The organism is Mesorhizobium sp. B2-4-2 (genome assembly GCF_006442845.1).
Taxonomy (GTDB): domain Bacteria; phylum Pseudomonadota; class Alphaproteobacteria; order Rhizobiales; family Rhizobiaceae; genus Mesorhizobium.
This window is the reverse complement of record NZ_VFVM01000009.1, coordinates 123,622-145,722: the sequence shown is the minus strand read 5'-3', so window position 1 is coordinate 145,722 and position 22,101 is coordinate 123,622. Positions and strand designations below refer to the sequence as shown.

Here is a 22,101-nt window from a genome sequence, read left to right as displayed (position 1 = left end):
CACGCAAGCTCGCCTTGCTTAGTTCTTCTTTTTGTTGAGGAAAGTCCAAGGCGAGTTGACCGGTAGGGTTATTGTGTCCGGCACGGTGTCGACGCCGGTCACGTCTGCCTTGCGCACGGTATAGCCCGACTGGATGACCGAGACGCCGTCCAGGATGAAAAGCTGGCTCTTCTCCATGCCTGGTTTCAGCGCGCCGGTTACGGAAACCGGCTGGTAGGCCCGCGATATTTTGTAGGGCTGAGCCGGGGTGACCAGGACGATCTGGTTGGGTGGTGGTGTCGGCATGTGGCTGCAGGCGCCGGTCCACGGCACCAGTAGGAATTGATAGACAAGATCGCCTTCGCGATCGACCGGCAACGCATAGCCGGCTATTTGTATGGTCTTGTCCTGCAGGCCGAGGGATAACGTCTCGCCGCGATCGGGCAATTTTGCCGCGATCATCGGCAGGCCAGCTTCTTCGGCAACCGCCTGGGTCGCCGGGCGCAAATCCTTCCAGAATATGTGTGTGGTCTCGGCCGAAGCGAGGGCGGCTGTAAAAGCCGACATCGCGCCCGCGAACGCTGCCATGGCTATCAGACGTTTGGTCATCGGACGTTTTCCTTTGCGTTCGAGTAAAGACACCGCCACCGGCGACGTCAACGCTCGAGCCGCATTACATGCCGGCGAGAACCGGTCATGCCGGCGTCGTGAAAGCCGCGCGCCGCAAACATGTCGCGAAACCCCATGAAACGGTAGCTCGGCGATGCCTCGCCCACCGGATAGGCCTCAATGATATGCGCCCCCTTGGCGAACGCGTGGTCAATGGCCGCATCGAGCAATGCGGAAGCAAAACCGCGGCCGCGCAAAGCCCTTGGCACATAAAAGCAGACGATTGACCATACCCCCGTCTCGCTGTCGTCCTGCTGCTTTGAAAGCCTTCGGTAGGTTTCGCGCGGCGCGACCGAACACCAGGCAACGGTCTTGCCGTCGATCTGGGCGAGGATGCCGACCGGCCTGCCGGCATCGATAAGTGCCATCATCTGGCGCTTTTTCTCATCATTCGGGATGTGCTCGCGGACGGACTGCCGCCACGCCATGCACCAGCAATATTTTGGCGCACCCGGCTGCTCGAACAATATCTCGAAGTCGCCGCGTGTTGCCGGCGTCACCTCCGTGAACCGGATATCGGCAAGATCAGCTTTTTCTGGAGGTGAGCCGTTCCAGCCTTTTGACATCCGTTAACTCCTTCACGGCGTCCCGGCCGATCCAGCGCGCCGTCTTGTCGGATGATCCGGCCAACTTTTGCGCGAGCGCAAGGGCAGGGGCATGCAGCGCCGCCGAGCGTTTGCCAATCTGCCGCAGCGCCCAGCTGACCGCCTTCCTGACGAAATTGCGCGGATCGCCGGCATGCGCCTCGATCAACGGCAGATAGGCGAGAAACGTCGCGTCCGGCTCCTGCTTCAGATGCACTGCGCTCCACGCCACCATGGCAAAGCCGGCGCGGCGCACGAACTCGCGTTCGTCGGCAGCAAACTCCTCGATCAACTCACGCCGGAACGACGTTTCAGCAAAGAGATCCGAAACGCTGTCTACGATCTCCCAGGAGTCGAAATCGCCGGCCCAGCGGCGGCACTGCTCGGCCGTGATCCTTTTCGGCTCCCCGGTGAACGCCGCCACCAGCCGCGCCTCGCGAACACCGCTGTCCCACAGGGCAAGCGCCCGCTCGTGATTGCGCTTCAGCTTGCGCGCCAGCGGCCGCAAATCCGAATTGCCTACACCAAGCGCCGTCGCGGTGTTGATGCCGAACCGGGCCATGCCGGCGCGGTTTTCCTGCGTGCCGATCGAGCGCAGGTGAGCGACGATCTCGTCCGCGCTCCAGCTCGGGCCGGGCAGGGACATCTGCGTTCTACTTTTCCAGCCTCGCCAGCAGTGAGGATGTGTCCCAGCGCCTGCCGCCCATCGCCTGGACGTCCTTATAGAACTGGTCGACGAGCGCCGTCACGGGCAGTCTGGCCCCGTTGCGGTCGGCTTCATCAAGACAGATGCCGAGATCCTTGCGCATCCAGTCGACCGCGAAGCCGAAGTCGTATTTGCCTGCATTCATCGTCTTGTGCCGGTTCTCCATCTGCCACGAGCCCGCTGCGCCCTTGGAGATCACATCGATGACCTTCTCGATGTCGAGCCCGGCCTTCCTGCCGAAATGGATGCCTTCGGACAGTCCCTGCACCAGCCCGGCGATGCAGATTTGGTTGATCATCTTGGTGAGCTGGCCGGCGCCTGCCGGTCCCATAAGCCCGACCATCCGGGCATAGGCGTCGATGACGGGCCTGGCTTTGTCGAAGGCTGCCTGGTCGCCGCCGACCATGACGGTCAGAATGCCGTTTTCGGCGCCGGCCTGGCCGCCGGAGACCGGCGCGTCGAGGAACGAGAAGCCGCGCTCCTGTGCGGTCTCGGCCAATTCGCGCGCGACCTCGGCCGATGCCGTGGTGTTGTCGATGTAGACGGCGCCCTTTTTCATGGCCTGAAAGGCACCGTCCTTTGCCGTCGTCACCGAACGCAGATCGTCGTCATTGCCCACGCACGAGAAAACAAAGTCCTTGCCTTCGGCAGCCTGCGCCGGCGTCAGGGCGAGAGCGCCGCCATGCTGGGCGACCCATTGCTCGGCCTTTGCCCTGGTGCGGTTGTAGACGGTGACGTCGTGGCCGCCCTTGTTCTTCAGATGCGCGGCCATGGGATAGCCCATGACGCCAAGACCGAGAAATGCCACCGATGCCATGGCTTGTTCCTTCCGACGGGAGCAAAGATTGCAGTTGCGGAAGGTCTAGGCCATGCGGCGGATTCGTCAAGGCGCGCGCCGAGCCATCGACTGGCACAGATCAGGTAAGCTTACCGTTTCAGGTGAATGGTAATCCGGCGCTCGATCCATTCGACGCCGTGGCGCAGGATCTCGACCATCACCAGATAGACGATCGCCACCCAGACATAGGCCTGGAAGTCGAAGGACTTGGCGTAGGCGAGTTTCGCATTGCCCATCAGGTCGTAGACGGTGATGATGGCGACGATCGCGGAGGCCTTGATCATCAGAACGAGTTCATTGCCGTAGGGTCGCAAGGCCACGATGATCGCCTGGGGCAGAATGACCTTGCGCAGCGTCTGCAGCTTGTGCAGGCCGAGCGAAGCGGCGCCTTCCCACTGGCCCCTTGGAACGCTCTCAATGGCACCGCGCAAGATTTCGGCCTGATAGGCGGCCGTGTTGAGCGCAAAGGCGAACACGCCGCAGTTGAAGGCGTCGCGGAAGAACCACCATAGCCCAACCGATTCGAGCTGCACGCGGAAAGAACCGACCCCGTAATAGACCAGATAGACCTGAACCAGCAGCGGCGTGCCGCGGAAGAAATAGACGTAGCAATAGGCGGGCCACGACAGCAACCGGTTGTTCGACATGCGGCCATAGGTGACGGGCAGAGACAGGATGGCGCCGGCCACCATCGACACCGCCACCAGCGACAGGGTGGTTCCAAGTCCCTGCAGATAGGCCGGCGCATATCGTGCGAAGAACTCGCCGTTCCACGCGGAGACCAGATAGGCCAGTATACCGAAGCCGAAGAGGATCCAGAGGCCGACGAGTGCGTATCCCACGATACGGGCACGCGGCCAGCCGCGCGCCGGCGGCGGCGGCCGTTCGACGGCAATGGTGTCGGTGACGCTCATCGCGCTTCCCTCTGTCCGAGCGACCGCAAGATGAAGCCGGTGGCGATCGAAGACAGGATTGCCAGGATGAGAAAGACCAGCGCCGCGACGCTGTAGAACAGGAACGAATGTTTGGTGACGCGCGCCGCGACGCCCGCATTGCGCAAGGTCTCGGCGAGGTTGACGACCGAGACCAGGGCTGTGTCCTTGAGCAGGCTGAGCCAGCAATTCTCGAGACCAGGGAAGGCGATGCGCAGCAATTGAGGCAGGATCACCTTGCGCATGGTCAGCCACTTCGACAGACCGATCGCATAGCCGCCCTCATACTGGCCCTTCGGAATGGCGCGAAAGGCCGAAAGGAATACCTCGCTGGCATAGGAAGAGAAGATCAGCGAGAGCACGATCATGCCGGCGATGAAGCTGTCGACATCGATCGTCGCCTCGGGCCTGAAGAAGCGGATTATGTATTGCAGCAGGATGGGCATGCCGAAGAAGAACAGGAAGAGCGTCACCAGCTCCGGAAGGCCCCGAAACATGGTGGTGTAAATGTTCGCGGCCAGCCGCAGCGAAGGCTCTTCGGATTGCTTTGCCCAGGCAATGAAAAAGCCGATCGTCAGGCCGATCGGAAGCGTGGCGAGCGCCAGCGCGATGGTGACCACCGCGCCATAGGCGATATCGTCAAGCCAGCCATTGGGTCCCCAACTGAGAAGTGTCCATATGCTTTGGGCTGGCATCGAGTGGTGTTATCTCCAGAGCTCCCAGATCGGGTAAAGCGGCAGGGAGACCCTGCCGCCCTTGGAGGTGATTATCAGGACTCGGCGCCGTAGACGTCGAACTTGAAGTACTTGTCGTTGATTTCCTTGTATTTTCCGTTGGCCCTGATGGCGTCGATGGCGGAATTCAGCTTGTTGACCAGATCGGTCTCGCCCTTGCGCACGGCAATGCCGGCGCCAGGTCCGAAAATCTCGACCGGCTGCGGCGAGGGCTGGCCGAGGATCTTGCAGCAGGCACCGTCAGGCGAATCCAGCCACTGCTGCAGCACCACGATATCATCCTCGATGGCGTCGAGGCGGCCGTTGGCCAGATCCGCCTGTTCCTCGGGGCTGCTCGGATAACCCTTGATCGTGCTGTCGGTGTAGGTCTTCGAGGCATAGTTGAAATGGGTCGTCGTGGTGGCCACGCCGATACTCTTGCCGGCGAGGTCCTCCTTGGTCACGCCCTTCAGCGTCGAATCCTTCGGGACGGCGAGCGCCGAGGGCGTGTTGTAGTATTTGTGAGTGAAGTCTACCTTCTCGGCACGCTCCGGCGTGATCGACATTGATGCCACGATGGCGTCGAACTTGCCCGCCTGCAGCGCCGGGATGATGCCGTCCCAATCCTGGGCGACGAAGGTGCACTTGACCTTCATCTCATCGCAGAGCGCCTGGGCGATGTCGATGTCGAAACCGACGAGCTTGCCATCGGAAGTCAGGTTGTTGAAGGGCGGGTAGGCGCCCTCGGTGCCGATCCTCAGGGTCTTTTCCTGGGCCTGGGCTACGCCGAGCGTCAGCAGCGCGGCCGAAGCGGCGAGCGCGATACGCAGTGCAATACGCATAATGATCCTCTCTTTATGGTCCCGGCCGTCGTTCCGAAACGGCTCTGTGGGGGCGGTGCTTTTGACCGCCCGCTGGCCCGATACTCCCACTCTTTCCAAGAAAAAAGCAACTGCAAAACCACGAAAATCGGCAATGTCCTTCTGCCGTTACGTTACTTCTCAAGCAACGAGGCCGGTCGCGCGCTCGACGAAGTCGGCTATCGATTTCACGTCGTCGAGGTCGAACACCGGCAGGCTTTTGTCCTCGATGACGAAGTCGGCCGCAATGGCAACGATCCCGGGGTCACCCGCCGAAAGCGGCGTCCGGTCCTTCGCCTCCAGGCGCCGGGTTTCGATCTTGCGGTGGGCTTCGCGCTTGTAGCCTTCGACCAACACGATGTCGGACGGCGCAAGCCGCGACAGGATCGCTTCCAGCGCCGGCTCATCCTCGCCGCGCAATTCGTGCATCAGCGCCCAGCGATTGGCGGAGACGATGGCGACTTCCATGGCTCCTGCCTGCCGGTGGCGAAAGCTGTCCGCGCCCGGCTTGTCGATGTCGAAATCATGATGGGCGTGCTTTACGGTCGAAACCGTCCAGCCGCGCCCAACGAGTTCCGCGACCAGTTTCTCAGTCAGGGTCGTCTTGCCGGAGTTCTTCCAGCCGGTGATGCCGAAGAGGCGCTTGTTCATCTCAGATGCTCTGCAGCAACCGCGCCGCCTTGGCAAGATCGTCGGGGGGCGCTTTCGAGCCGCAGCAAGGTCTTGTCGCCGCCGCCCCTGCGTCTGGATTGAACGCCGGCCAGCATCAATCCCGCAATATCTCTCACCATCATCGAGCCCGTGCGCCGTCGCGAAAATTCCCCGCGAGCCACTTATATGCCGTCCGGGGCCATGGCAGGACCAGTGCTTTCCGCGACGATCCTGCGCCGGCCGACGACGCGCTCACGATAAAGCGCGTAAAGGCCGGAGCCGACGATTGTGCTGGCGCCGATGATCATCGTCATGTCGGGGACATCGCCGAAGACCAGCAGGCCGAGCACAATGGACCAGAGCAGCGCCGTATAGCGGAACGGTGCTATGAAGGAAATCTCGCCCGAGCGCATCGCCATGATGATGAATTGGTAGCCGATGAGCACCAGCACTGCTGCGAGCGCCAGCAGCGCAGTGGCTTTTCCCGTCATCGGTGTCCAGCCGCCCATCGGCGACAGCAGCAGCGCGCCGACCACCGTCATGGCCAATGCCGTTGCGGTGGAGACCAGCAGCGTGGGGATAGCCTGCGGAATCCGCTTGGTGGCGAGGTCGCGCACTGCGCAGCAGGCGACGCTGGCCAGCGCCACGAGCGAAAACATGCTGAACCCCTCGAAGCCCGGGCGCACCACGACCAGCACGCCGGCAAATCCAACGGCGATCGCCAGCCAGCGGCGCCAGCCGACCGCCTCGCCGAAGACAAGGGCCGCGCCCATTGTCACGGCCAGCGGCAGTGCCTGCAGGACGGCCGAGACGCTGGCGATCGGCAAATGGGCAAGCGCGACCAGGAAGGTCACCGTCGCGCCGGCCTCGGCAAGGACGCGCAGCGCCACCAGTGGCTGCAGCATCGAGCGCGGACGGACCAGCGCGCCGCGCTGCCAGGCAAGCAGGCCGACGAAGAGCGAGGCAAATGCGCCTCTGATCAGCATGACCTGCGCCATGTTCATCGACTGCGACGAATATTTGGTGATGGCGTCATTGAGGGTGAAGCCGGCCATCGCCACCACCATGAACAACGCACCGCGAAGATTGGGAGAAAGGGGCAAGATCTCTACCGGTTCTGCTTTGAAAAAAGCCTGTAGCAGCCGGGACCGAAACAGCAACGACAAAGGGCTGGGCCACGGCCTTGATCGCGGCCCAGAATTTCAACCGCGGATGGCCGGCCTTACTTCTTCGGCGTCAGCACCTCGGTGCCGTTGCCGTCTTTGCCGGCGATCGTCCACAGGCCGTGCAGCGAGCCGTCTTCCTGCATCTTGTAGACGACAAGGCCGATCTCCTTGCCCAGGACATAGCCGGCCGAGAAAGCGTCGTCGTTGCGCATGCAGATGCCGTCCGAGGACGAGCCGCCGGTTTCCCAATGGATCGTGCAGGTCGTGCCGCTTGTCAGCGTGATGGTTGCTTCGCCGCCATAGGCCGAACCATCGAAATTGGTGCCGGCGACATCGTAAGTGCCGCCGATGGATTGCGCCGCCGCCGGCATGGCGGCGAGGCCGAGCAAGGCAACAGAAAAGATGAATTTGCGCATAATGTTTTCCCCCACGGAGCGAAAGCCGCTACCGGATGGAAGGCTAGGCGCGAAAACGGCTGGGGTAAATCAGGCAGGCATCCGCCGGCGGAGATTTATTGCGGCATGGCCGCAATAGTCACGGTCCCTCGAGGCTGGCGGCGATGGCGCTGACCAGCGGGTCGTATTTCGACTTCACGGCCGGCGGATATTCGATCCAGACGGTGCGGATGACGCCGTCCTTGCCGAACAGGCGGCGCTCATAAAAGATGTTCCCGGCCTTCAGCCCCGAAAGCACGGCCCAGTTCTTTCCCGTCCTGCTGTAGGTGACCTTGTAACCCGCCTGGGTGCTTGTCTTCTCGGCCGCAACGAAGCTCTTCGGCGTGTCGTTGTCGATATTGAGGATGCCGGAACAGATCAGGCTGGCGCCGTCGGGCGCGAGCCATTGCTGGCCGTCGCCATTGTCCGGTTCTGGCTGGCGGTCGGTGAAAACATCATCGGGAAAGGTGCAGACCGTGCCGAATCGCTCGTTGGTGTAGGTGAAAGGAGCGGCAGCCGACGGGATTGCCGCGATCGCCGCAACGAATGCCAGTACCGAGCGCGCGCATTCATTCCATTCCTCCAGCAGTCAGCCGGAAGCGATCCTGCACCAGATCCGTGGGAAAATCAGCCGCCGGTGACGCTCATATGCCGCGACACGGAGGGGCGGCTGGTGCGGCGGTCGATGATGAAATCATGCCCCTTCGGCTTGCGCCCGATCGCCTCGTCGATCGCCGCGCCGACCAGCTCGTTGCCTTCGGACGCGCGCAACGGCTCCCTGAGATCGGCGGCATCCTCCTGGCCCAGGCACATAAAGAGCGTGCCGGTGCAGGTCAGCCGGACGCGGTTGCAGCTCTCGCAGAAATTATGGGTCATCGGCGTGATGAAGCCGAGCCGGCCACCGGTTTCCGCGACATGGACATAGCGGGCCGGACCGCCGGTTTTGAACGGGACGTCTGTCAACGTGAACTGGCGCTCCAGCGAGGCGCGCAGCAGCGACAGCGGCAGGTACTGGTCGGTGCGGTCGGCATCGATCTCGCCCATCGGCATGGTTTCGATGACGGTCAGGTCCATGCCGCGGCCATGCGCCCAGCGCATCATCTCAGGCAATTCGGCGTCGTTGAAATCCTTCAGCGCCACGGCGTTGAGCTTTATCTTCAATCCCGCCGCCTGGGCCGCATCGATGCCGGCCATGACCTTGCCGAGATGGCCCCAGCGGGTGATTGCGTGGAACTTGTCGGCATCGAGCGTGTCGAGCGAAACATTGATGCGCTTGACGCCGCAATCGGCGAGCTCGGCAGCAAAACGCGAAAGCTGCGAGCCGTTGGTGGTCAGCGTCAGTTCTTCCAGCGCGCCGCTTTCGAGATGACGCGACAGCTGGCGGACCAGGTGCATGATGTTCTTGCGCACCAGCGGCTCGCCGCCGGTGAGACGCAATTTGCGCACGCCTTTTGCGATGAAGACGCTGCACAGCCGGTCGAGTTCCTCGAGCGACAGCAGGTCCTTCTTGGGCAGGAAAGCCATGTCCTCGGCCATGCAATAGGTGCAGCGGAAATCGCAGCGGTCGGTGACCGACACGCGCAGGTAGCTGATCGTGCGGCCGAAAGGATCGATCATGTCCATGCGTGAAGCGTTTCCCGTGGCTGTGAACGACGGCGTTATATATCGCTATGTGATACGATCCGGCCTGTCGTTCAAGATAGCCGCTCTCGATCTTTGGTAACATTCCCCGACCGACACCGGATGTCGGCTGCCTGGTACGGGCTTTTCCAATCCGGCGAAGCGGCGTAGGGAAGGGCGGTTCGAAACGGAAAAACACCATGACGGCGCCGAAGGAACTGCGGGTCTCCAAAGACCGCAAACTGCTCTCCGTGACCTTTCCCGGCCACCAGCCATTCGAGCTGCCGGCCGAGCTGCTGCGCGTCGCCTCGCCGTCGGCCGAGGTGCAGGGCCATTCGCCGGACCAGCGGGTGACCGTTCCGGGCAAGCGCGATGTCACCATCCTCAAAATTGAACCGGTCGGCAACTACGCGGTCCGCATAACCTTCGATGATTTCCATGACACCGGCATCTTCACCTGGAATTACCTGCACACGCTGGGCCACGAGAAGGATGCGCGCTGGAATGCCTATCTTGCCGAGCTGGCACAAAAGGGTCTCAGCCGCGACCGTTAGCCGGCGGGCGTCGTCAAGATGTCATGGAGCGGGAGTAGGGGCGGCGGATCGGGAGACAAGACAATGTCCATCATAACCACCGTCGAACAGCTTGAAGCGTTCTATGGCCTGCCCGGCGAAGCCTCGGTGGTCAAGGAACTCGACCACGTCATTCCCGAATACGCCGCCTTCATCGACGCCTCGCCCTTCGTCGCGCTGGCGACGAGCGGGCCGGAAGGGCTGGATTGCTCGCCGCGCGGCGATCTCGCCGGCTTCGTGCGCATCGTCGATCCGAAAACCCTGATGATGCCGGACCGGCGCGGCAACAACCGCGCCGATTCGCTGAAGAACATCATTCGCGATCCCCGCGTCGGGCTGCTGTTCCTGGTGCCGGGCTCCGGCACGACGCTGCGTATCAACGGCCGCGCGCACATCACCACGGATGCCGCGCTTTGCGCGTCGTTCACGGTCGACGGCAGGCCGGCACGCTCGGTGAGCGTCATCGATGTCGATACGGTCTATTTCCAATGCGCCCGCGCCATCGTGCGGTCGGAACTGTGGAACCCGGAAAGGCATGTCGATCCGAAGTCCCTGCCGACGCCAGGAAAGATCCTGGAGATCACCAGCCGCAGGAACATCGACGGCGAAACCTATGACAAGGAATGGCCGGAGCGGGCAAAAAAGACGATGTGGTGATCCGCTGGACCGCAATGGCGGTCAGGCGTCCTTCAACACCTCGTAGATCTTGCGCATCTGCTCGCCGATCATGTCGCACTGCTCCGGCGTCGACTGGCTCATCGCTTTCTCGATCAGCGCCATGTGCACCTTCAGCGCCTGCATCAGCAGCGCCTCGCCGGCTTCGGTGAGGGCCAGCCGCAGGATGCGCTTGTCCTTCTCGTCGCCTTCGCGGCGCAGCAGGCCGCGAGCCTCGAGCTGCGGCAACAGCATGGTGATGTTGGAGCGGCCGACGAGCAGCTTGCGGGCGAGATCGTGCTGCGACATGCCGGGATGGCGGTAGAGATTCATCAAAACATCGAGCTGCGCGGGTTTCAGATCGAGCGGAGCGAGCTTCACGGCAAGCGTGCGCTCCAGCACATGGCAGGCGCGCGCAACCGCGACCCAGTTGCGAAACCGCGGGTTGTCCCAGGGCAGCTCTTGTTTATTGTTCATCTTTGAACTATTATGTTCATGCTTGAACGTATGGATGGATTCCCACTATGGCATCATTCGGACTGAAGGTCATCCGGGGTGTATTCGGGGCCGCCGAACATGTCGCCCCCCGCCTCACCGGGCGCGCCGCATTCGAGCTGTTCTGCCGTACGCCGAACGCCAGGGTGCTGAGCGAGGGCGAACGCCGTGCCGTCGACCGCGCGGCAGATTTCATGGCCGAAGCGCGGCATCACCGGCTGAAAGCCGGGTCCGGCTGCGTCATGGTGCATGAATTCCGTCCGGAGCCAGGCAGGGCGTCCGCCGGAACGGTTCTCGTCGTTCATGGGTGGCGCTCGCGCACCGAATATATGCGCATGCTGATCGAGGGCTACCGCGCCGCCGGCTACAGGGTCGTCTCGCTCGACCTTCCCGGCCACGGCCAATCGCATGGCCGGCGGTTGAACATGGTCAATGCCGTGGATGCGGTGCGAATCGCGGGCGAATGGTTCGGCCCGTTCGCGGCGGTGGTCGGTCATTCCTTCGGCGGCGCCGTCGCCGCCAATGCAATCGCCGGATCGATCAGGAACATTGCGCCGCTGGCGGCCGGGCGCCTGGTGCTGATCGCCGCGCCCAGTTCATTGCCGGCCATCTTCGCCGACTTCAGCCGCATGCTCAATGTCGGTCCGCGCTCGCAGGCCGCCATGGCGGACCGTGTCGAATATCTTTCCGGCCGGCCGCTGCACGAATTCACCGGCGATCGGCAGCTTGCCCAGGCGCCGGTGCCGACGTTGGTCATCCACGCACCCGACGATCGCGAAGTCTCGGCCGATCATGCCTGGCGTTATGCCGGCGCCGGTGACCATGTGTTGCTCCACTGGGCCGAAGGGCTCGGCCATCGCCGCATCCTGGCGGACAAGGGCGTGGTGGAACGCGCCGTCAGCTTCGTGGCCGCGCAACGGGAGCCGTCGCTGCTCCATTGAACCGCAATCAGGGCTGTTTCTTCTTCTCGCCGGGTTCCACCGGCAGTCCGGCCGCCTTCCAGGCGGTGTAGCCGCCAAGGATATGCTTGACCCGCGACAGCCCCATGTCCTGCGCGGTCTTGGTGGCGAGCGCCGAACGCCAGCCGCCGGCGCAGAAGAACACGAAGCTCTTTCCCGAAGCGAAGAACGGCTTGTGATAAGGGCTCTCGGGATCGATCCAGAATTCCAGCATGCCACGGGTGACATGTTTCGCGCCGGGAATCCTGCCGTCGCGTTCAATCTCGCGAGGATCTCGCAGGTCGACAAAGATGGTGCCTTCGTCCTCGATCAGGGCTGCCGCTTCCTCGGGCGAAAGCACTTCGATCTCGGCATTCGCCTCGTCCAGCAGTTCGCGATAACCCTTTTTCACCGTTCGATCCTCCCGGCCCGTTTAGACTGGCGCTCCGTCCGTTCGGATTTCGAGCACAACGCCCGGCGTTTGTCATCCCGCGTCGGGACCGGCTATCGTCTTCCAGGCCGCCAATGCCCCCTCCGCGGTCGCCAGCAGGGCCGCATGCGAAGCACCGTCGCGCGCCTGGATCGACATGCCGTGTTGAGCCGTCGCGAAAGAGGTCGCAGCGGCTTCGCAGTCGAAACTCCTCGGCAATTCGCCCACGGCCATGCGCCGAGGTCTGACGACGCCCCTGGGCTTCGACGGCCGGAGCGGATTGTGTCCGCTCCGGCCGTCACGATGTTGTGAAACCGTTCTGCCACAGCCGCCCCAAAATTTATGAAAGCTTAACGAAATCGGTATGAATCGGTATAGTCGCGTCTTACATCCGCCATGCGGTGGGCAAGACGCACGAGCGTGCGGAACGGAGCCGGTTGCGGCTGGAGCGGGTGACCATGAAATTGCCGGGAAACAAAGCTACCGCGTTGCCGCTTGCAGCGCTCGTGGCGACGCTGGCCCTGGGAACGCCGCAAGCAGGCGCGCAGGGGCTTTTCGACATGCTTTTCGGCGGCGGCGTAAGGCACGAGCCGCGAGGTGAGTTTCCTCCTCCGCCACCAAGGCGCAAGCCGAACCCCAACGTATCCGCCGGCGGTGGTGGCGGCGGCAGCGTGAAGATCAGCAGCCCTTCCTACTACACCTACAAAGCCGACAAGCTCGTGCGCGTCGACTTCTCGGCGCTTACGGCAGCGCCGCAGCCGGCGACGCCGCAGGACGCCGCCTTCGTGCCCTCAGCCACCGGCAACGCCTTTCGCGAGGCAATCGCCGGACTGAGCGACTACGAGCTCTATGCGGAGCCGGATATCGCCAAGGCGCTGATCGCCTATTATTCGGCCAATCCGGATTTCATCTGGGTGACCGGAGCCAACGCCAACAGCCGCGCGCAGGACGCGGTGCGGGTGCTTGGCGAGGCGGCGAGCTACGGCCTGGCACCGTCCGACTACACGGTCGACGTGCCGACCGCCGCTGCGCCGACTGGTGACGCCGCTGCACGTTTGAAGGAGTTCGTGCGCTTCGAAATGGCGCTGTCGGCCCGCGTGCTTCGCTATGTCCATGATGCCCAAAGCGGCCGCGTCGAACCCAACCGCATGACCGGCTACTATGATTTCCCCGCCAAGCCGCTCGACATGGAAGGCGTTTTGAAGACGCTGGCGCACACCCAGGAAGTGCGCACCTATCTCGAATCGCGGCATCCGCAGAACCCGGAGTACCAGGCGCTGCGCGTCGAGCTGGAGTCGCTGCAAGCGAGCGCCGAAAACGAGATCGTCGTCGATCCCAACCTGTTGCTGAAGCCGGGCGAAACCAGTCCCGAGCTTCCCAAGCTGCTGAGCCTGATCGCGCGCGATCTCGACGACGAGATGGGCGGCGCCTACGGCGAAGTGCTGTCGCGGCTCGCCACCAGCGACGTCTACCTCCCTGAGCTGGTCCCGGTCATCAAGGCGGTGCAGCAAAAAGCAGGCATGAAGGGCGACGGCGTCATCGGACCGCGCACCGTCGCGTCGCTGGCCGGAACGTCCAAGGCCGACCGGTTGCTCAAGGTACAGGTGGCGCTGGAAGAACTGCGCTGGCTGCCATCCGACCTCGGCAGCCCGCGTGTGTTCATCAACCAGCCAGCCTTCACGGCGAGCTACATCGACAATGGCGAGGAAAAGCTGAAAACCCGTGCGGTCATCGGCAGGACCACCAACCAGACCGCCTTCTTCTACGACCAGATCAAGCAGGTCGACTTCCATCCCTATTGGGGGGTGCCGCAGTCGATCATCGTCAACGAAATGCTGCCGAGATTGCGCGGCGATCCGGGTTATCTCGACCGCGCCGGCTATGAGGTGACCGATTCGCGCGGCAAGCGCATTCCGTCCTCGGCGGTCAACTGGGGCGGCTATGGCGCGAACATCCCCTACAGCGTGCGCCAACTCCCGAGCGAGGCCAATGCGCTGGGCGAATTGAAGATCCTGTTCCCCAACAAGCACGCCATCTACATGCACGACACGCCGCAGAAGTCGTTCTTCCAGCGCGATATGCGTGCGCTCAGCCACGGCTGCGTGCGGTTGCAGGACCCGCGCGGCATGGCGGCTGCGGTGCTGGGCACGTCGGTCGACTACATCGCCGAGAAGCTGAAGCACGGGCACGCGACCGAGAATGTGACGCGCACAATCCCGGTCTATGTGGCCTATTTCACCGCATGGCCAGACATGTCCGGCAAGGTCGAATACTTCAACGACGTCTACGACCGGGACACGCGGTTGAAGCAGGCCCTGGACGCCACCGAAGCGGCACGCTCCCCGTCGAGCTGAGAATTCAGCGGGCCGAGAGCGGTCGCCGGAAACCGGCGTCGCGCCCTGCGATCAGCCAGTAGACAAGCCCGGCGACCAGGCCTGCAGCGGCGATGATGCCGATGTCGGCCCAGCGCTCCGAGGCCATGTCCTCGAGCGCGCTCGGCCAGATCAGGGCAAAGCCGCCGACCGCCGCCGCACCGCCGAAGAGCATGTGGAGCCGCAAGCCGCGCAACGAGAAGAATTCGGCGATCAATGCGAAGATCAGGGTCTGCGCCCCGGTCAGCACGATCGTCAGGAAATAGATGAACATGCCGAGCGGCGGCACCACCAGCGCCGCGATCGGCGAGACGCCCATGAGGTCGAAATACCGGGGCGCATTGGGCAGGGAGCTCAGCGCAGCGTAAATCGCGACGATGGCAATCAGTCCGACCAGCACGGCGACGAGATAGCCGGCAAGCACCATCAAGATACGTTTCAACACATGCCTGGCCGTCGCCATGCATACCCCCCGTGAAGCTCCGCTGTAATCAGCCATCAAAGGTGCATTGGCGCAAGGGCGGGCACATCTCACGCCGCAGGCTCGGCATTTTCAGATGGAACCGGTGATCATTGCCGGGAGGGATCGTAGAACGGGTTGCCCGTCCCGCAGGTTTCCCCTGACGAAGCTATCTGGGTTCGGCTGTCACCGGATCATAGGTGATTTCGACCTTCGCCTTGTCGGCGGTGTAGTAGGTGACGGTATAGGCGCCATCATCCCAGTCGACCTCCTTGACATAGCGGAAGCCATCGCGCTGCTCGACCTTGTCGATGATGTCCGACAATTTCTTGGCATTGGGCGGCGGCAGCGGTTTTTCGTCGGCCGCCAGAACCGGGCCGGAGCCGAGAAGAACGGCGACGCTTGTCGCCACGAGAAATCTGGTCATGGTTTTCCCTCAAGTTTCGACAGGGGGAAACTCAGTGATGGGGAGGTTTGTTCCCCAGGCGGGATGGATGGCCAGGCTATGCATCGGCTTTGTGACTGCCCTCGAGCAATTCCCGATTTTCTTGCAATCAACCCCGCCGGCTTTGTCCCGGCGCTACAAGACGGCGAATGATCATGGTCGAATCGATCGCGATTCTCGAATACCTGCTCGCCCGCACGGGCCGAGCCCGCTCGCCGTCGCCCCACATGATCCGGCTTTCGTCGCCTACCTGCAATTTTTCGGAGGGCTTCTCAACCCCCACGCGTCAGGCTGACCGCTTAAGCTCTGCCACCTGCACACCCAGCCGGAACGCCTGACCGTCGGCGTATGAGCGCGCATAGCTTTCGGCCGAGAATGGGACGGTGGTGGTGACGCCATTGACGGTCACGCGAACCGACCACGACTTTTCCCTGACGATTTCAACGGCGTGTTCTGCCATGTTCTCCCCCGAGAATCTGACGTTGAGGAAGCTACCATAGCGTCGCCCAACTGATTTGCATACAAACAAACCGACAGATGGTGACGGAAACCCAAAATCAATAAGGGCGAGGCGCCAAGCTGTTTGGCCTACGCGCCAGTAGCTTTTTTGGACAAAGTGGAGGGGCCTAGTCATCCAACAAATCAGTTTAGTTGGATGGTGGGCGATGCAGGGATTGAACCTGCGACCCCACCCGTGTGAAGGGTGTGCTCTCCCGCTGAGCTAATCGCCCGCTCGTTGCCCGAAGGCCAAGCGAGCCGCGATATAAGGGAGGGCGGTGCGGGAAGTCAAGGCGGTGTCCGGCGTTCTCACAGGGGGCAATCGCTTCAGGTTTCGTCATACTCTTTCAAGCGCCGGCGCCGCCCCTCACCTGCCTGCCGGCATCCTCTCCCCGTCTAGACGGGGAGAGGGGGCTGTGTCGCCGTTTTCGCCAATTTTTAACGTTGCAATGGAGGCGCCAGCGTTCCGGCCAGACCCTTCTCCTCGTCTCTGTGCGGGGAGAAATGCCCGGCAGGGCGATGAGGGGCGGCGCCGACTTCGATCATTAGAGGCATCCGCCGCAAACAGGAAACTGTCATTGAACCTGTCCCGGCCGCCCGCTATCCGTTCAATGTTGCGCCGCCGCGATAAGCCGCTCGGCCAGGTCCAGCGTCAGCGCGTCGAAATGCGAGATCACCGCCGAGGGCTCGAATTCGCGCACGTGGCGGTCGGTGTAGCCGAAATCGACCGCCACGACGGGGATGCCGGCGGCTTTCGCGGTGTCGATGTCGGTCTGCGAATCGCCGACCATCAAAGCGCGGTGCGGGTCGCCGCCGGCGCGCTTGATGGTTTCGGTGAGGTGGCGCGGATCGGGTTTGCGGAAGGCGAAGGTATCCTGTCCGGCAATCGCCGCGAAGTGTTTGGTCAGGCCGAGCGCCTCGATCAGCGCCAGCGAGTTGGCCTCGTATTTGTTGGTGCAGACGGCCAGGAGGTAGCCGGCCTTCTCGAAGCGGGCGATCGCCTCGAGGACGCCGGGGTAGGGGCGGGACTTGCCGGGAATGTTGAGGGTGTAATGATCGAGGAACAGTTTCAGCAGCCGGTCGTGTTCCGCGACATCGAGGGACCGCTGCTGCGCGGCGTGTGCCCGTTCGATCATCACGCGGCCGCCATGGCCGACGAAGCGCCTGAAGCCGGCTTCGTCGACGGCCGCGAGCGCGCTGGCGGCAAGGCTGTGGTTAAGGCTGTCGAGCAGGTCCGGCGCTGTGTCGATCAGCGTACCGTCGAGGTCGAACACGATGATCGGGCGGGTCATGATCCATCCTGGGCAGTTTATGCAATGGGCAGGCGATAAAGGCTGCGGCGCGTCAAGGCAAGCGCCGGGCAGGCTCGTTCAGGCAAGCAAGCTCCCCGGACCGGGCATTCGCGACGAACCGCCAGCCATGAAAAAACCCGCCAGTGCGGCGGGTCCCGGCGCAAATCTGCACCATAGGCAAATATGTAGCATAACTGCCTTCACCCAGTCAATGGCATATAAGAAAAAATTCCTATGAACGTTACCCGCTCATCGCTCGCTGGCCGCGCGGGCACACCATTGACGGGAGGCCGAACGTCATCAACCTACGCCGCTGCAAGGGCTTTGACCGGGACGGCAAAAATGGTAGGAGCCGCAAACACCAGGTTCCGGGGCGGTAAAAGCGGCATGGATGCAAGACAGTTGAAGGTCGAAGCCGCGCGGGCGGCCCTTGCCCATGTCACCGACGGCATGCGGCTCGGCATCGGCACCGGCACCACCGCCGACGAGTTCGTGCGGCTGCTTGCCGACAAGGTGGCCACCGGCCTGACCATCATCGGCGTGCCGACGTCCGAGCGCACCGCCTCGCTGTGCCGCGAGCTTGGGGTGCCGCTGTCGACACTGGAGGACACGCCGGAACTCGATCTCACCGTGGACGGCGCCGACGAAGTCGACCCCGCACTAACGCTGATCAAGGGCGGCGGCGGCGCATTGCTGCGCGAGAAGATCGTCGCGGCGGCTTCCGCTCGCATGATCGTCATCGCCGATCGCTCCAAGATGGTCGAGACGCTCGGCCGTTTTCCATTGCCCATCGAGGTCAACCCGTTCGGCCTGCGCGCAACCGAAATCGCGATCGGGAAGGCGGCTGCAAGGCTCGGCCTTTCCGGTCCGGTTACATTGAGGATGACGGGCGGCCAGGCTTTTGTTACAGACGGCGGCCACTTTATCCTCGATGCATCTTTTGGCCGCATTCCGGATACAAGAGCGCTATCGAATGCTCTCCACGCCATTCCCGGCGTGGTCGAGCACGGTCTTTTCATCGGGCTGGCGTCAGCGGCCATCATCGCCGGGGGCGATGGCATCCAAACCGTCCATGCCGCCTGAAAAACAGGGAGTTCTATCGACCATGATGTTGCATAACCGGGTTCGCCGCTTGTCCGTCCTTCTGGCGGCATCGGCCGTCTTCGCCTTCTCTTCGCCGGCGTTCTCGCAGGACGTCACGGAAGCACACCTGAAGGCGGCGCGCGCCGCGGTCACCGCGATCCATGCGACCGACCCGTTCGACAACATCCTGCCGCAGGCCGCCGCCGCCCTCGAATCGCAGCTCATCCAAAAGAACCCCGACATGCAGGAGCTGATCGCCAAGACGATCAGCGAGAAGGCGCTGGCGCTTGCCTCGCGCCGGGCCGACCTGGAGAAGGAAGCGGCCCTTGCCTATGCGAAGGTGTTTTCCGAACAGGAACTCAACGACATCGCGACCTTCTACAATTCGGACTCCGGCAAGAAGCTCCTCGAGAGCGGCCCGGCCGTGACGCGCGACCTGGTGAAGGCCGCCGATATCTGGCAGAACGGGCTTGCTCGTGACCTCGCCCAGCAGGTCGGTGAAACGCTGGCCGCGGCGGCCAAGGCGAAAGCGCCGGCAGCGCCTGCTAATGCGGCCGCGCCCGCCGATGGCGCCGCGCCTGCCGATGGATCGGCCCCTGCCGACGACACGCAGAACTGATCCTGCCATTCCAAACGGCCCTGCGGCCATCTGTGAAGCCCGGCTCGTCCGGGCTTTTCTTTTGATGGTTTGCGGCCTACCTGTCACTCACATTTTCCGAAGCTCAAGGAGCCGCGCAATGGCCGGTTACGACTACGATCTTTTCGTTATCGGCGGCGGTTCGGGCGGGGTGAGGGCGGCGCGCGTCGCCGCAGCGCTCGGCAAGCGCGTCGGCATCGCCGAGGAATATCGCTTCGGCGGCACCTGCGTCATCAGAGGCTGCGTACCGAAGAAGCTCTATGTCTATGCTTCGCAATTTCCCGAGCATTTCGCCGATGCCGCCGGCTATGGCTGGACGGTGCCGGAAGCCAGTTTCGACTGGCCCACGCTGGTCGCCAACAAGGACCGCGAGATCAGCCGTCTGGAGGCGATCTACAAGAGGAACGTCGAGGGCGCCGGCGGCGAGGCCTTTCACACGCGCGCCATGATCGTCGACCCGCATGTGGTGCATCTTCTGGACCAGGACCGTACCGTCACCGCCGACCAGATCCTGATCGCCACCGGCGGCCGTCCGGCGCCGCACCCGGCATTGCCCGGCCACGAACACTGCATCTTCTCCAACGAGGCCTTCGACCTCAAGCAGTTGCCCAAGTCGATCATGATCGAAGGCGGCGGCTATATCGCGGTCGAATTCGCCAACATCTTCCATGGCCTGGGCGTCGACACCACGCTGGTCTATCGCGGCAAGGAGATCCTCAGCCGCTTCGATATGGACCTGCGGCGCATGCTGCACGAAACGATGGAGAAGAAGGGGATCAAGATCCTTTGCCATGCCGTCTCGGAATGGATCCGCAAACGGCCGGACGGCCGGCTCGACGCGTTGCTCACCGGCGGCCAGACGCTGACGGTCGACCAGGTGATGCTCGCCATCGGCCGCATCCCCAACACCGAGAATATGGGACTGGAAGGCATCGGCATCGAGATGACCGCGACCGGCGCGATCCAGGTCGACGCGTACTCCCGCACCAACGTCGAAAACATCTGGGCGATCGGCGACGTCACCAATCGCGTGCAACTGACGCCGGTGGCGATCCACGAGGCGATGTGCTTCGTCGAGACCGCCTTCAAGGGCAACCCGACCGCGCCCGACCACGACACGATCGCCACCGCCGTGTTCTCGCAGCCGGAGATCGGCACGGTCGGCCTGTCGGAAGACGAGGCGGTCAAGCGCTTCCCCGACATCGAGATCTATCGCGCGGCATTCCGTCCGATGCGGCACACCTTGTCCGGCCGCGACGAAAAGATGCTGATGAAGCTGGTGGTCGATGGCGCGTCTAAGAAGGTACTCGGCGCGCACATATTGGGGCCGGATGCCGGCGAGATGGCGCAGCTTCTCGCCATTCCGCTGAAGGCCGGGCTGGTCAAGGATGATTTCGACCGCACCATGGCCGTGCATCCGACGGCCGCGGAAGAGCTTGTGACCATGTACAAGCCGACTTACCGAGTGAAGGATGGCGAGCGCGTAGACTGACGGACAAACGCGCCGCGGCAAGGTACTTGCCGCGACGCAGCTAGGAGAGCTGCTACAGCAACGTGCCGCGCAGGATCACCTGCGCCACCGAGAAATAGATGACAAGCCCGGTGACATCGACCAGCGTGGCGACAAACGGCGCCGACGCGCTGGCCGGGTCGAAGCCGACGCGTTTCAAGGCGAACGGCAACATCGAACCCGACAGCGAGCCGAAGGTGACGATGCCGACCAATGCCGCTCCGACCGTCGCGGCGATCAACGGCCAGTGCGGGCCGTAGTCGTAGAAGTCGAAATACTGCCAGAGCGCGATGCGGCAGATGCCGACGACGCCGAGTATCGCCCCGAGCAGGAGGCCGGTGGGCAATTCGCGCAACGCCACCCGCCACCAGTCGCGCAGGCCGATCTCGCGCAATGCCAGCGCGCGTATGACCAGCGAGGTCGCCTGCGAGCCGGAATTGCCGCCGGAACTCATGATCAGCGGAATGAAGAGCGTCAGCACGATCGCTTTTTCCAGCTCGCTCTCGTAGCTTTGCATCGCGTTGGCCGTCAGCATCTCGCTGATGAACAGCGCGCACAGCCAGCCGGCACGCTTCTGGATCATGGCGAGGAAGCTCATCTTCATGTAGGGCTCGTCCAGAGCCTCCATGCCGCCGAAGCGATGCACGTCCTCCGTCGTCTCCTCGATCATCGTGTCGATGATGTCGTCGATGGTGACGATGCCGAGGATCTTGCCGTGATCGACGACGGGAACGGCGAGCAAATCGTATTTGGAGATCGTCTGCGCCAGGGTTTCGCGATCGGTCAAAGGCGTGACGGTCACCGGCACGCGGTCCGGCGCCACCGACAGGATCGAATCGTCAGGCTCGCCGGTGATGAGCCGGCGCAGACCGGTCGAGCGCATGAGCAGATGCGTCTCGGGATCGACGATGTAGATGGCGTAGACGGTTTCGCGCGTCCGCTCGACCTTTCGGATGTAGTCGAGCGTGCGGCCGACGGTCCAGTCCGAGGGCACGCTGACGAACTCCGTCGTCATGATCGAAGCGGCACTGCCTTCGGGGTAACCGAGAATCGAGAGCAGGGTTGCGCGCAGCGGGGGCGCCAGCACGCCGAGCAGCTCGGAACGGGCGGGTTCGTCAAGATCGCGCAGGATGTCGGCAGCGCGATCGACCGACATGGCGGTAAGCAGCTTGCCCGCCTTGGCGCGAGGCAAGGCCTCCGCCAGCTCGGGCGCGCCCTCGAGCTCCGGCTGGTCGAAGATCTCGACCAGCCGTTCGAACGGCACTTCGCAAAGCAGCTCGGTCGCCGTTTCGCGCGACTCGCGGTTGAGCGCTTCGACCACGTCTGCGACATGGTCGTTTGCAAGGATGCGGGCGATGGCGACGGCCTCGTCGTCCGCTACGGGGGAAAAATCGTTCATGGTTCACTCCTTGCCGTCCGGCAAGACGTGAACCGTCGAGGTCACGTCAGGGCGGACGGCGGTTGCGTTCGACTGTGACTGTCGCCAGGCATGGCGCGGTGACCTTTCCGCTCGCGGGTTCGAGTTTGATGTCTGCGAGCGGGTGCAACATAGGAGCTCGCCTT

General features: G+C 63.1%; 26 protein-coding genes, 1 tRNA gene and 2 pseudogenes. 7 read left to right on the top strand and 22 right to left on the bottom strand.

The features are described 5' to 3' along the window. Nucleotides 1-18: 18 nt before the first annotated feature. The 13 genes and pseudogenes from FJ942_RS20595 to moaA all read right to left on the bottom strand — a co-directional run bounded on the left by FJ942_RS20595 (nucleotide 19) and on the right by moaA (nucleotide 9,155). Nucleotides 19-588 (bottom strand): DUF3299 domain-containing protein, encoded by a 570-nt coding sequence (locus tag FJ942_RS20595; RefSeq protein WP_140498637.1) that lies wholly within the window; start codon nucleotides 586-588, stop codon nucleotides 19-21. A gap of 47 nt (nucleotides 589-635) precedes the next feature. Continuing rightward, nucleotides 636-1,115, bottom strand: a complete 480-nt coding sequence (locus tag FJ942_RS20590; RefSeq protein ID WP_246679052.1) for a GNAT family N-acetyltransferase — start codon at nucleotides 1,113-1,115, stop codon at nucleotides 636-638. 58 nt (nucleotides 1,116-1,173) lie between these two features. Then, complete coding sequence (locus FJ942_RS20585) at nucleotides 1,174-1,878, bottom strand: DNA alkylation repair protein (protein ID WP_140584430.1); 705 nt, start codon at nucleotides 1,876-1,878, stop codon at nucleotides 1,174-1,176. A gap of 7 nt (nucleotides 1,879-1,885) precedes the next feature. Beyond that, nucleotides 1,886-2,755, bottom strand: coding sequence for an NAD(P)-dependent oxidoreductase (locus FJ942_RS20580; RefSeq protein WP_140584429.1), 870 nt, complete (start codon nucleotides 2,753-2,755; stop codon nucleotides 1,886-1,888). Nucleotides 2,756-2,865: 110 nt separating this feature from the next. Continuing rightward, the gene (locus FJ942_RS20575; RefSeq protein ID WP_140584428.1) at nucleotides 2,866-3,690 is read right to left on the bottom strand and encodes an ABC transporter permease; all 825 of its coding nucleotides are present in this window, start codon (nucleotides 3,688-3,690) and stop codon (nucleotides 2,866-2,868) included. Further along, nucleotides 3,687-4,403, bottom strand: coding sequence for an ABC transporter permease (locus FJ942_RS20570; protein ID WP_140525212.1), 717 nt, complete (start codon nucleotides 4,401-4,403; stop codon nucleotides 3,687-3,689). Before FJ942_RS20570 ends, FJ942_RS20575 begins: the two co-directional genes overlap by 4 nt. 74 nt (nucleotides 4,404-4,477) lie before the next feature. Beyond that, nucleotides 4,478-5,263, bottom strand: a complete 786-nt coding sequence (locus FJ942_RS20565) for an ABC transporter substrate-binding protein (protein WP_140498631.1) — start codon at nucleotides 5,261-5,263, stop codon at nucleotides 4,478-4,480. A gap of 159 nt (nucleotides 5,264-5,422) precedes the next feature. After that, nucleotides 5,423-5,932 carry a molybdopterin-guanine dinucleotide biosynthesis protein B gene (mobB, locus tag FJ942_RS20560; RefSeq protein WP_140498630.1) on the bottom strand — a complete coding sequence of 170 codons (510 nt, stop codon included), beginning with the start codon at nucleotides 5,930-5,932 and terminating at the stop codon, nucleotides 5,423-5,425. 50 nt (nucleotides 5,933-5,982) lie between these two features. Beyond that, a pseudogene (locus FJ942_RS29110) lies at nucleotides 5,983-6,072 on the bottom strand (molybdenum cofactor guanylyltransferase MobA); the annotation flags it as partial. A gap of 42 nt (nucleotides 6,073-6,114) precedes the next feature. Further along, complete coding sequence (locus tag FJ942_RS20550; protein WP_140557186.1) at nucleotides 6,115-7,035, bottom strand: DMT family transporter; 921 nt, start codon at nucleotides 7,033-7,035, stop codon at nucleotides 6,115-6,117. A 119-nt stretch (nucleotides 7,036-7,154) separates the two neighbouring features. Then, nucleotides 7,155-7,514, bottom strand: a complete 360-nt coding sequence (locus tag FJ942_RS20545; RefSeq protein ID WP_140898776.1) for a hypothetical protein — start codon at nucleotides 7,512-7,514, stop codon at nucleotides 7,155-7,157. 118 nt (nucleotides 7,515-7,632) lie between these two features. Next, nucleotides 7,633-7,791: a hypothetical protein gene (locus FJ942_RS28915; RefSeq protein ID WP_246679875.1), complete on the bottom strand. Its 159-nt coding sequence runs from the start codon at nucleotides 7,789-7,791 to the stop codon at nucleotides 7,633-7,635. A gap of 368 nt (nucleotides 7,792-8,159) precedes the next feature. Continuing rightward, nucleotides 8,160-9,155, bottom strand: a complete 996-nt coding sequence (moaA, locus tag FJ942_RS20535; RefSeq protein WP_140561224.1) for a GTP 3',8-cyclase MoaA — start codon at nucleotides 9,153-9,155, stop codon at nucleotides 8,160-8,162. A 197-nt stretch (nucleotides 9,156-9,352) separates the two neighbouring features. Here moaA and FJ942_RS20530 point away from each other — a divergent pair, with 197 nt between their 5' ends. Beyond that, nucleotides 9,353-9,706 (top strand): DUF971 domain-containing protein, encoded by a 354-nt coding sequence (locus FJ942_RS20530; protein ID WP_140561222.1) that lies wholly within the window; start codon nucleotides 9,353-9,355, stop codon nucleotides 9,704-9,706. Nucleotides 9,707-9,769: 63 nt separating this feature from the next. Continuing rightward, entirely contained in the window at nucleotides 9,770-10,381 is a 612-nt protein-coding gene (locus tag FJ942_RS20525; RefSeq protein WP_140564542.1) for a pyridoxamine 5'-phosphate oxidase family protein, read from the top strand. Between the two features lie 21 nt (nucleotides 10,382-10,402). Here the strand turns inward: FJ942_RS20525 and FJ942_RS20520 are convergent, their stop codons facing one another. After that, nucleotides 10,403-10,855: a MarR family transcriptional regulator gene (locus FJ942_RS20520; RefSeq protein ID WP_140548466.1), complete on the bottom strand. Its 453-nt coding sequence runs from the start codon at nucleotides 10,853-10,855 to the stop codon at nucleotides 10,403-10,405. A 47-nt stretch (nucleotides 10,856-10,902) separates the two neighbouring features. Here FJ942_RS20520 and FJ942_RS20515 point away from each other — a divergent pair, with 47 nt between their 5' ends. Then, nucleotides 10,903-11,814, top strand: a complete 912-nt coding sequence (locus FJ942_RS20515; protein ID WP_140525205.1) for an alpha/beta fold hydrolase — start codon at nucleotides 10,903-10,905, stop codon at nucleotides 11,812-11,814. A 7-nt stretch (nucleotides 11,815-11,821) separates the two neighbouring features. Here FJ942_RS20515 and FJ942_RS20510 read toward each other — a convergent pair whose 3' ends face one another. Beyond that, nucleotides 11,822-12,223: a rhodanese-like domain-containing protein gene (locus FJ942_RS20510; protein WP_140498621.1), complete on the bottom strand. Its 402-nt coding sequence runs from the start codon at nucleotides 12,221-12,223 to the stop codon at nucleotides 11,822-11,824. Nucleotides 12,224-12,295: 72 nt separating this feature from the next. Then, nucleotides 12,296-12,475: pseudogene (locus tag FJ942_RS28910) on the bottom strand (TetR/AcrR family transcriptional regulator); the annotation flags it as partial. A 224-nt stretch (nucleotides 12,476-12,699) separates the two neighbouring features. Between FJ942_RS28910 and FJ942_RS20500 the strand changes: the two are divergent. After that, the gene (locus FJ942_RS20500; protein WP_140818712.1) at nucleotides 12,700-14,595 is read left to right on the top strand and encodes a murein L,D-transpeptidase; all 1,896 of its coding nucleotides are present in this window, start codon (nucleotides 12,700-12,702) and stop codon (nucleotides 14,593-14,595) included. 4 nt (nucleotides 14,596-14,599) lie between these two features. Here FJ942_RS20500 and FJ942_RS20495 read toward each other — a convergent pair whose 3' ends face one another. The 5 genes from FJ942_RS20495 to FJ942_RS20475 form a co-directional block, all read right to left on the bottom strand. Next, nucleotides 14,600-15,076 carry a hypothetical protein gene (locus FJ942_RS20495; RefSeq protein ID WP_140674673.1) on the bottom strand — a complete coding sequence of 159 codons (477 nt, stop codon included), beginning with the start codon at nucleotides 15,074-15,076 and terminating at the stop codon, nucleotides 14,600-14,602. A 166-nt stretch (nucleotides 15,077-15,242) separates the two neighbouring features. Continuing rightward, the gene (locus FJ942_RS20490; RefSeq protein WP_140818714.1) at nucleotides 15,243-15,500 is read right to left on the bottom strand and encodes a PepSY domain-containing protein; all 258 of its coding nucleotides are present in this window, start codon (nucleotides 15,498-15,500) and stop codon (nucleotides 15,243-15,245) included. 304 nt (nucleotides 15,501-15,804) lie between these two features. Then, entirely contained in the window at nucleotides 15,805-15,978 is a 174-nt protein-coding gene (locus tag FJ942_RS28580) for a hypothetical protein (RefSeq protein WP_181165341.1), read from the bottom strand. Between the two features lie 196 nt (nucleotides 15,979-16,174). After that, nucleotides 16,175-16,249: transfer RNA gene (locus tag FJ942_RS20480), tRNA-Val, on the bottom strand. A gap of 375 nt (nucleotides 16,250-16,624) precedes the next feature. Beyond that, nucleotides 16,625-17,308: a phosphoglycolate phosphatase gene (locus FJ942_RS20475; protein WP_140498617.1), complete on the bottom strand. Its 684-nt coding sequence runs from the start codon at nucleotides 17,306-17,308 to the stop codon at nucleotides 16,625-16,627. A 387-nt stretch (nucleotides 17,309-17,695) separates the two neighbouring features. On the opposite strand from FJ942_RS20475, the gene rpiA reads away from it, so the two are divergent. The 3 genes from rpiA to gor all read left to right on the top strand — a co-directional run bounded on the left by rpiA (nucleotide 17,696) and on the right by gor (nucleotide 20,520). Then, entirely contained in the window at nucleotides 17,696-18,391 is a 696-nt protein-coding gene (rpiA, locus tag FJ942_RS20470) for a ribose-5-phosphate isomerase RpiA (protein WP_140515391.1), read from the top strand. Nucleotides 18,392-18,413: 22 nt separating this feature from the next. Beyond that, nucleotides 18,414-19,010 (top strand): DUF2059 domain-containing protein, encoded by a 597-nt coding sequence (locus FJ942_RS20465; protein WP_140515392.1) that lies wholly within the window; start codon nucleotides 18,414-18,416, stop codon nucleotides 19,008-19,010. Between the two features lie 118 nt (nucleotides 19,011-19,128). After that, nucleotides 19,129-20,520 (top strand): glutathione-disulfide reductase, encoded by a 1,392-nt coding sequence (gor, locus tag FJ942_RS20460; RefSeq protein ID WP_140825205.1) that lies wholly within the window; start codon nucleotides 19,129-19,131, stop codon nucleotides 20,518-20,520. Nucleotides 20,521-20,572: 52 nt separating this feature from the next. On the opposite strand, the gene mgtE is transcribed toward gor, so the two are convergent. Then, entirely contained in the window at nucleotides 20,573-21,937 is a 1,365-nt protein-coding gene (gene mgtE, locus FJ942_RS20455; protein WP_140664443.1) for a magnesium transporter, read from the bottom strand. Between the last annotated feature and the right edge of the window lie 164 nt (nucleotides 21,938-22,101).

Excerpts from the sequence above, each read along its gene's own strand:
- FJ942_RS20595 (WP_140498637.1), bottom strand. The coding sequence starts at position 588 with ATGACCAAACGTCTGATAGCCATGGCAGCGTTCGCGGGCGCGATGTCG.
- FJ942_RS20585 (WP_140584430.1), bottom strand. The coding sequence starts at position 1,878 with ATGTCCCTGCCCGGCCCGAGCTGGAGCGCGGACGAGATCGTCGCTCAC.
- FJ942_RS20580 (WP_140584429.1), bottom strand. The coding sequence starts at position 2,755 with ATGGCATCGGTGGCATTTCTCGGTCTTGGCGTCATGGGCTATCCCATG.
- FJ942_RS20575 (WP_140584428.1), bottom strand. The coding sequence starts at position 3,690 with ATGAGCGTCACCGACACCATTGCCGTCGAACGGCCGCCGCCGCCGGCG.
- FJ942_RS20570 (WP_140525212.1), bottom strand. The coding sequence starts at position 4,403 with ATGCCAGCCCAAAGCATATGGACACTTCTCAGTTGGGGACCCAATGGC.
- FJ942_RS20565 (WP_140498631.1), bottom strand. The coding sequence starts at position 5,263 with ATGCGTATTGCACTGCGTATCGCGCTCGCCGCTTCGGCCGCGCTGCTG.
- mobB (WP_140498630.1), bottom strand. The coding sequence starts at position 5,932 with ATGAACAAGCGCCTCTTCGGCATCACCGGCTGGAAGAACTCCGGCAAG.
- FJ942_RS20545 (WP_140898776.1), bottom strand. The coding sequence starts at position 7,514 with ATGCGCAAATTCATCTTTTCTGTTGCCTTGCTCGGCCTCGCCGCCATG.
- moaA (WP_140561224.1), bottom strand. The coding sequence starts at position 9,155 with ATGGACATGATCGATCCTTTCGGCCGCACGATCAGCTACCTGCGCGTG.
- FJ942_RS20530 (WP_140561222.1), top strand. The coding sequence starts at position 9,353 with ATGACGGCGCCGAAGGAACTGCGGGTCTCCAAAGACCGCAAACTGCTC.
- FJ942_RS20525 (WP_140564542.1), top strand. The coding sequence starts at position 9,770 with ATGTCCATCATAACCACCGTCGAACAGCTTGAAGCGTTCTATGGCCTG.
- FJ942_RS20520 (WP_140548466.1), bottom strand. The coding sequence starts at position 10,855 with ATGAACAATAAACAAGAGCTGCCCTGGGACAACCCGCGGTTTCGCAAC.
- FJ942_RS20515 (WP_140525205.1), top strand. The coding sequence starts at position 10,903 with ATGGCATCATTCGGACTGAAGGTCATCCGGGGTGTATTCGGGGCCGCC.
- FJ942_RS20500 (WP_140818712.1), top strand. The coding sequence starts at position 12,700 with ATGAAATTGCCGGGAAACAAAGCTACCGCGTTGCCGCTTGCAGCGCTC.
- FJ942_RS20495 (WP_140674673.1), bottom strand. The coding sequence starts at position 15,076 with ATGGCGACGGCCAGGCATGTGTTGAAACGTATCTTGATGGTGCTTGCC.
- FJ942_RS20490 (WP_140818714.1), bottom strand. The coding sequence starts at position 15,500 with ATGACCAGATTTCTCGTGGCGACAAGCGTCGCCGTTCTTCTCGGCTCC.
- FJ942_RS28580 (WP_181165341.1), bottom strand. The coding sequence starts at position 15,978 with ATGGCAGAACACGCCGTTGAAATCGTCAGGGAAAAGTCGTGGTCGGTT.
- FJ942_RS20475 (WP_140498617.1), bottom strand. The coding sequence starts at position 17,308 with ATGACCCGCCCGATCATCGTGTTCGACCTCGACGGTACGCTGATCGAC.
- rpiA (WP_140515391.1), top strand. The coding sequence starts at position 17,696 with ATGGATGCAAGACAGTTGAAGGTCGAAGCCGCGCGGGCGGCCCTTGCC.
- FJ942_RS20465 (WP_140515392.1), top strand. The coding sequence starts at position 18,414 with ATGATGTTGCATAACCGGGTTCGCCGCTTGTCCGTCCTTCTGGCGGCA.
- gor (WP_140825205.1), top strand. The coding sequence starts at position 19,129 with ATGGCCGGTTACGACTACGATCTTTTCGTTATCGGCGGCGGTTCGGGC.
- mgtE (WP_140664443.1), bottom strand. The coding sequence starts at position 21,937 with ATGAACGATTTTTCCCCCGTAGCGGACGACGAGGCCGTCGCCATCGCC.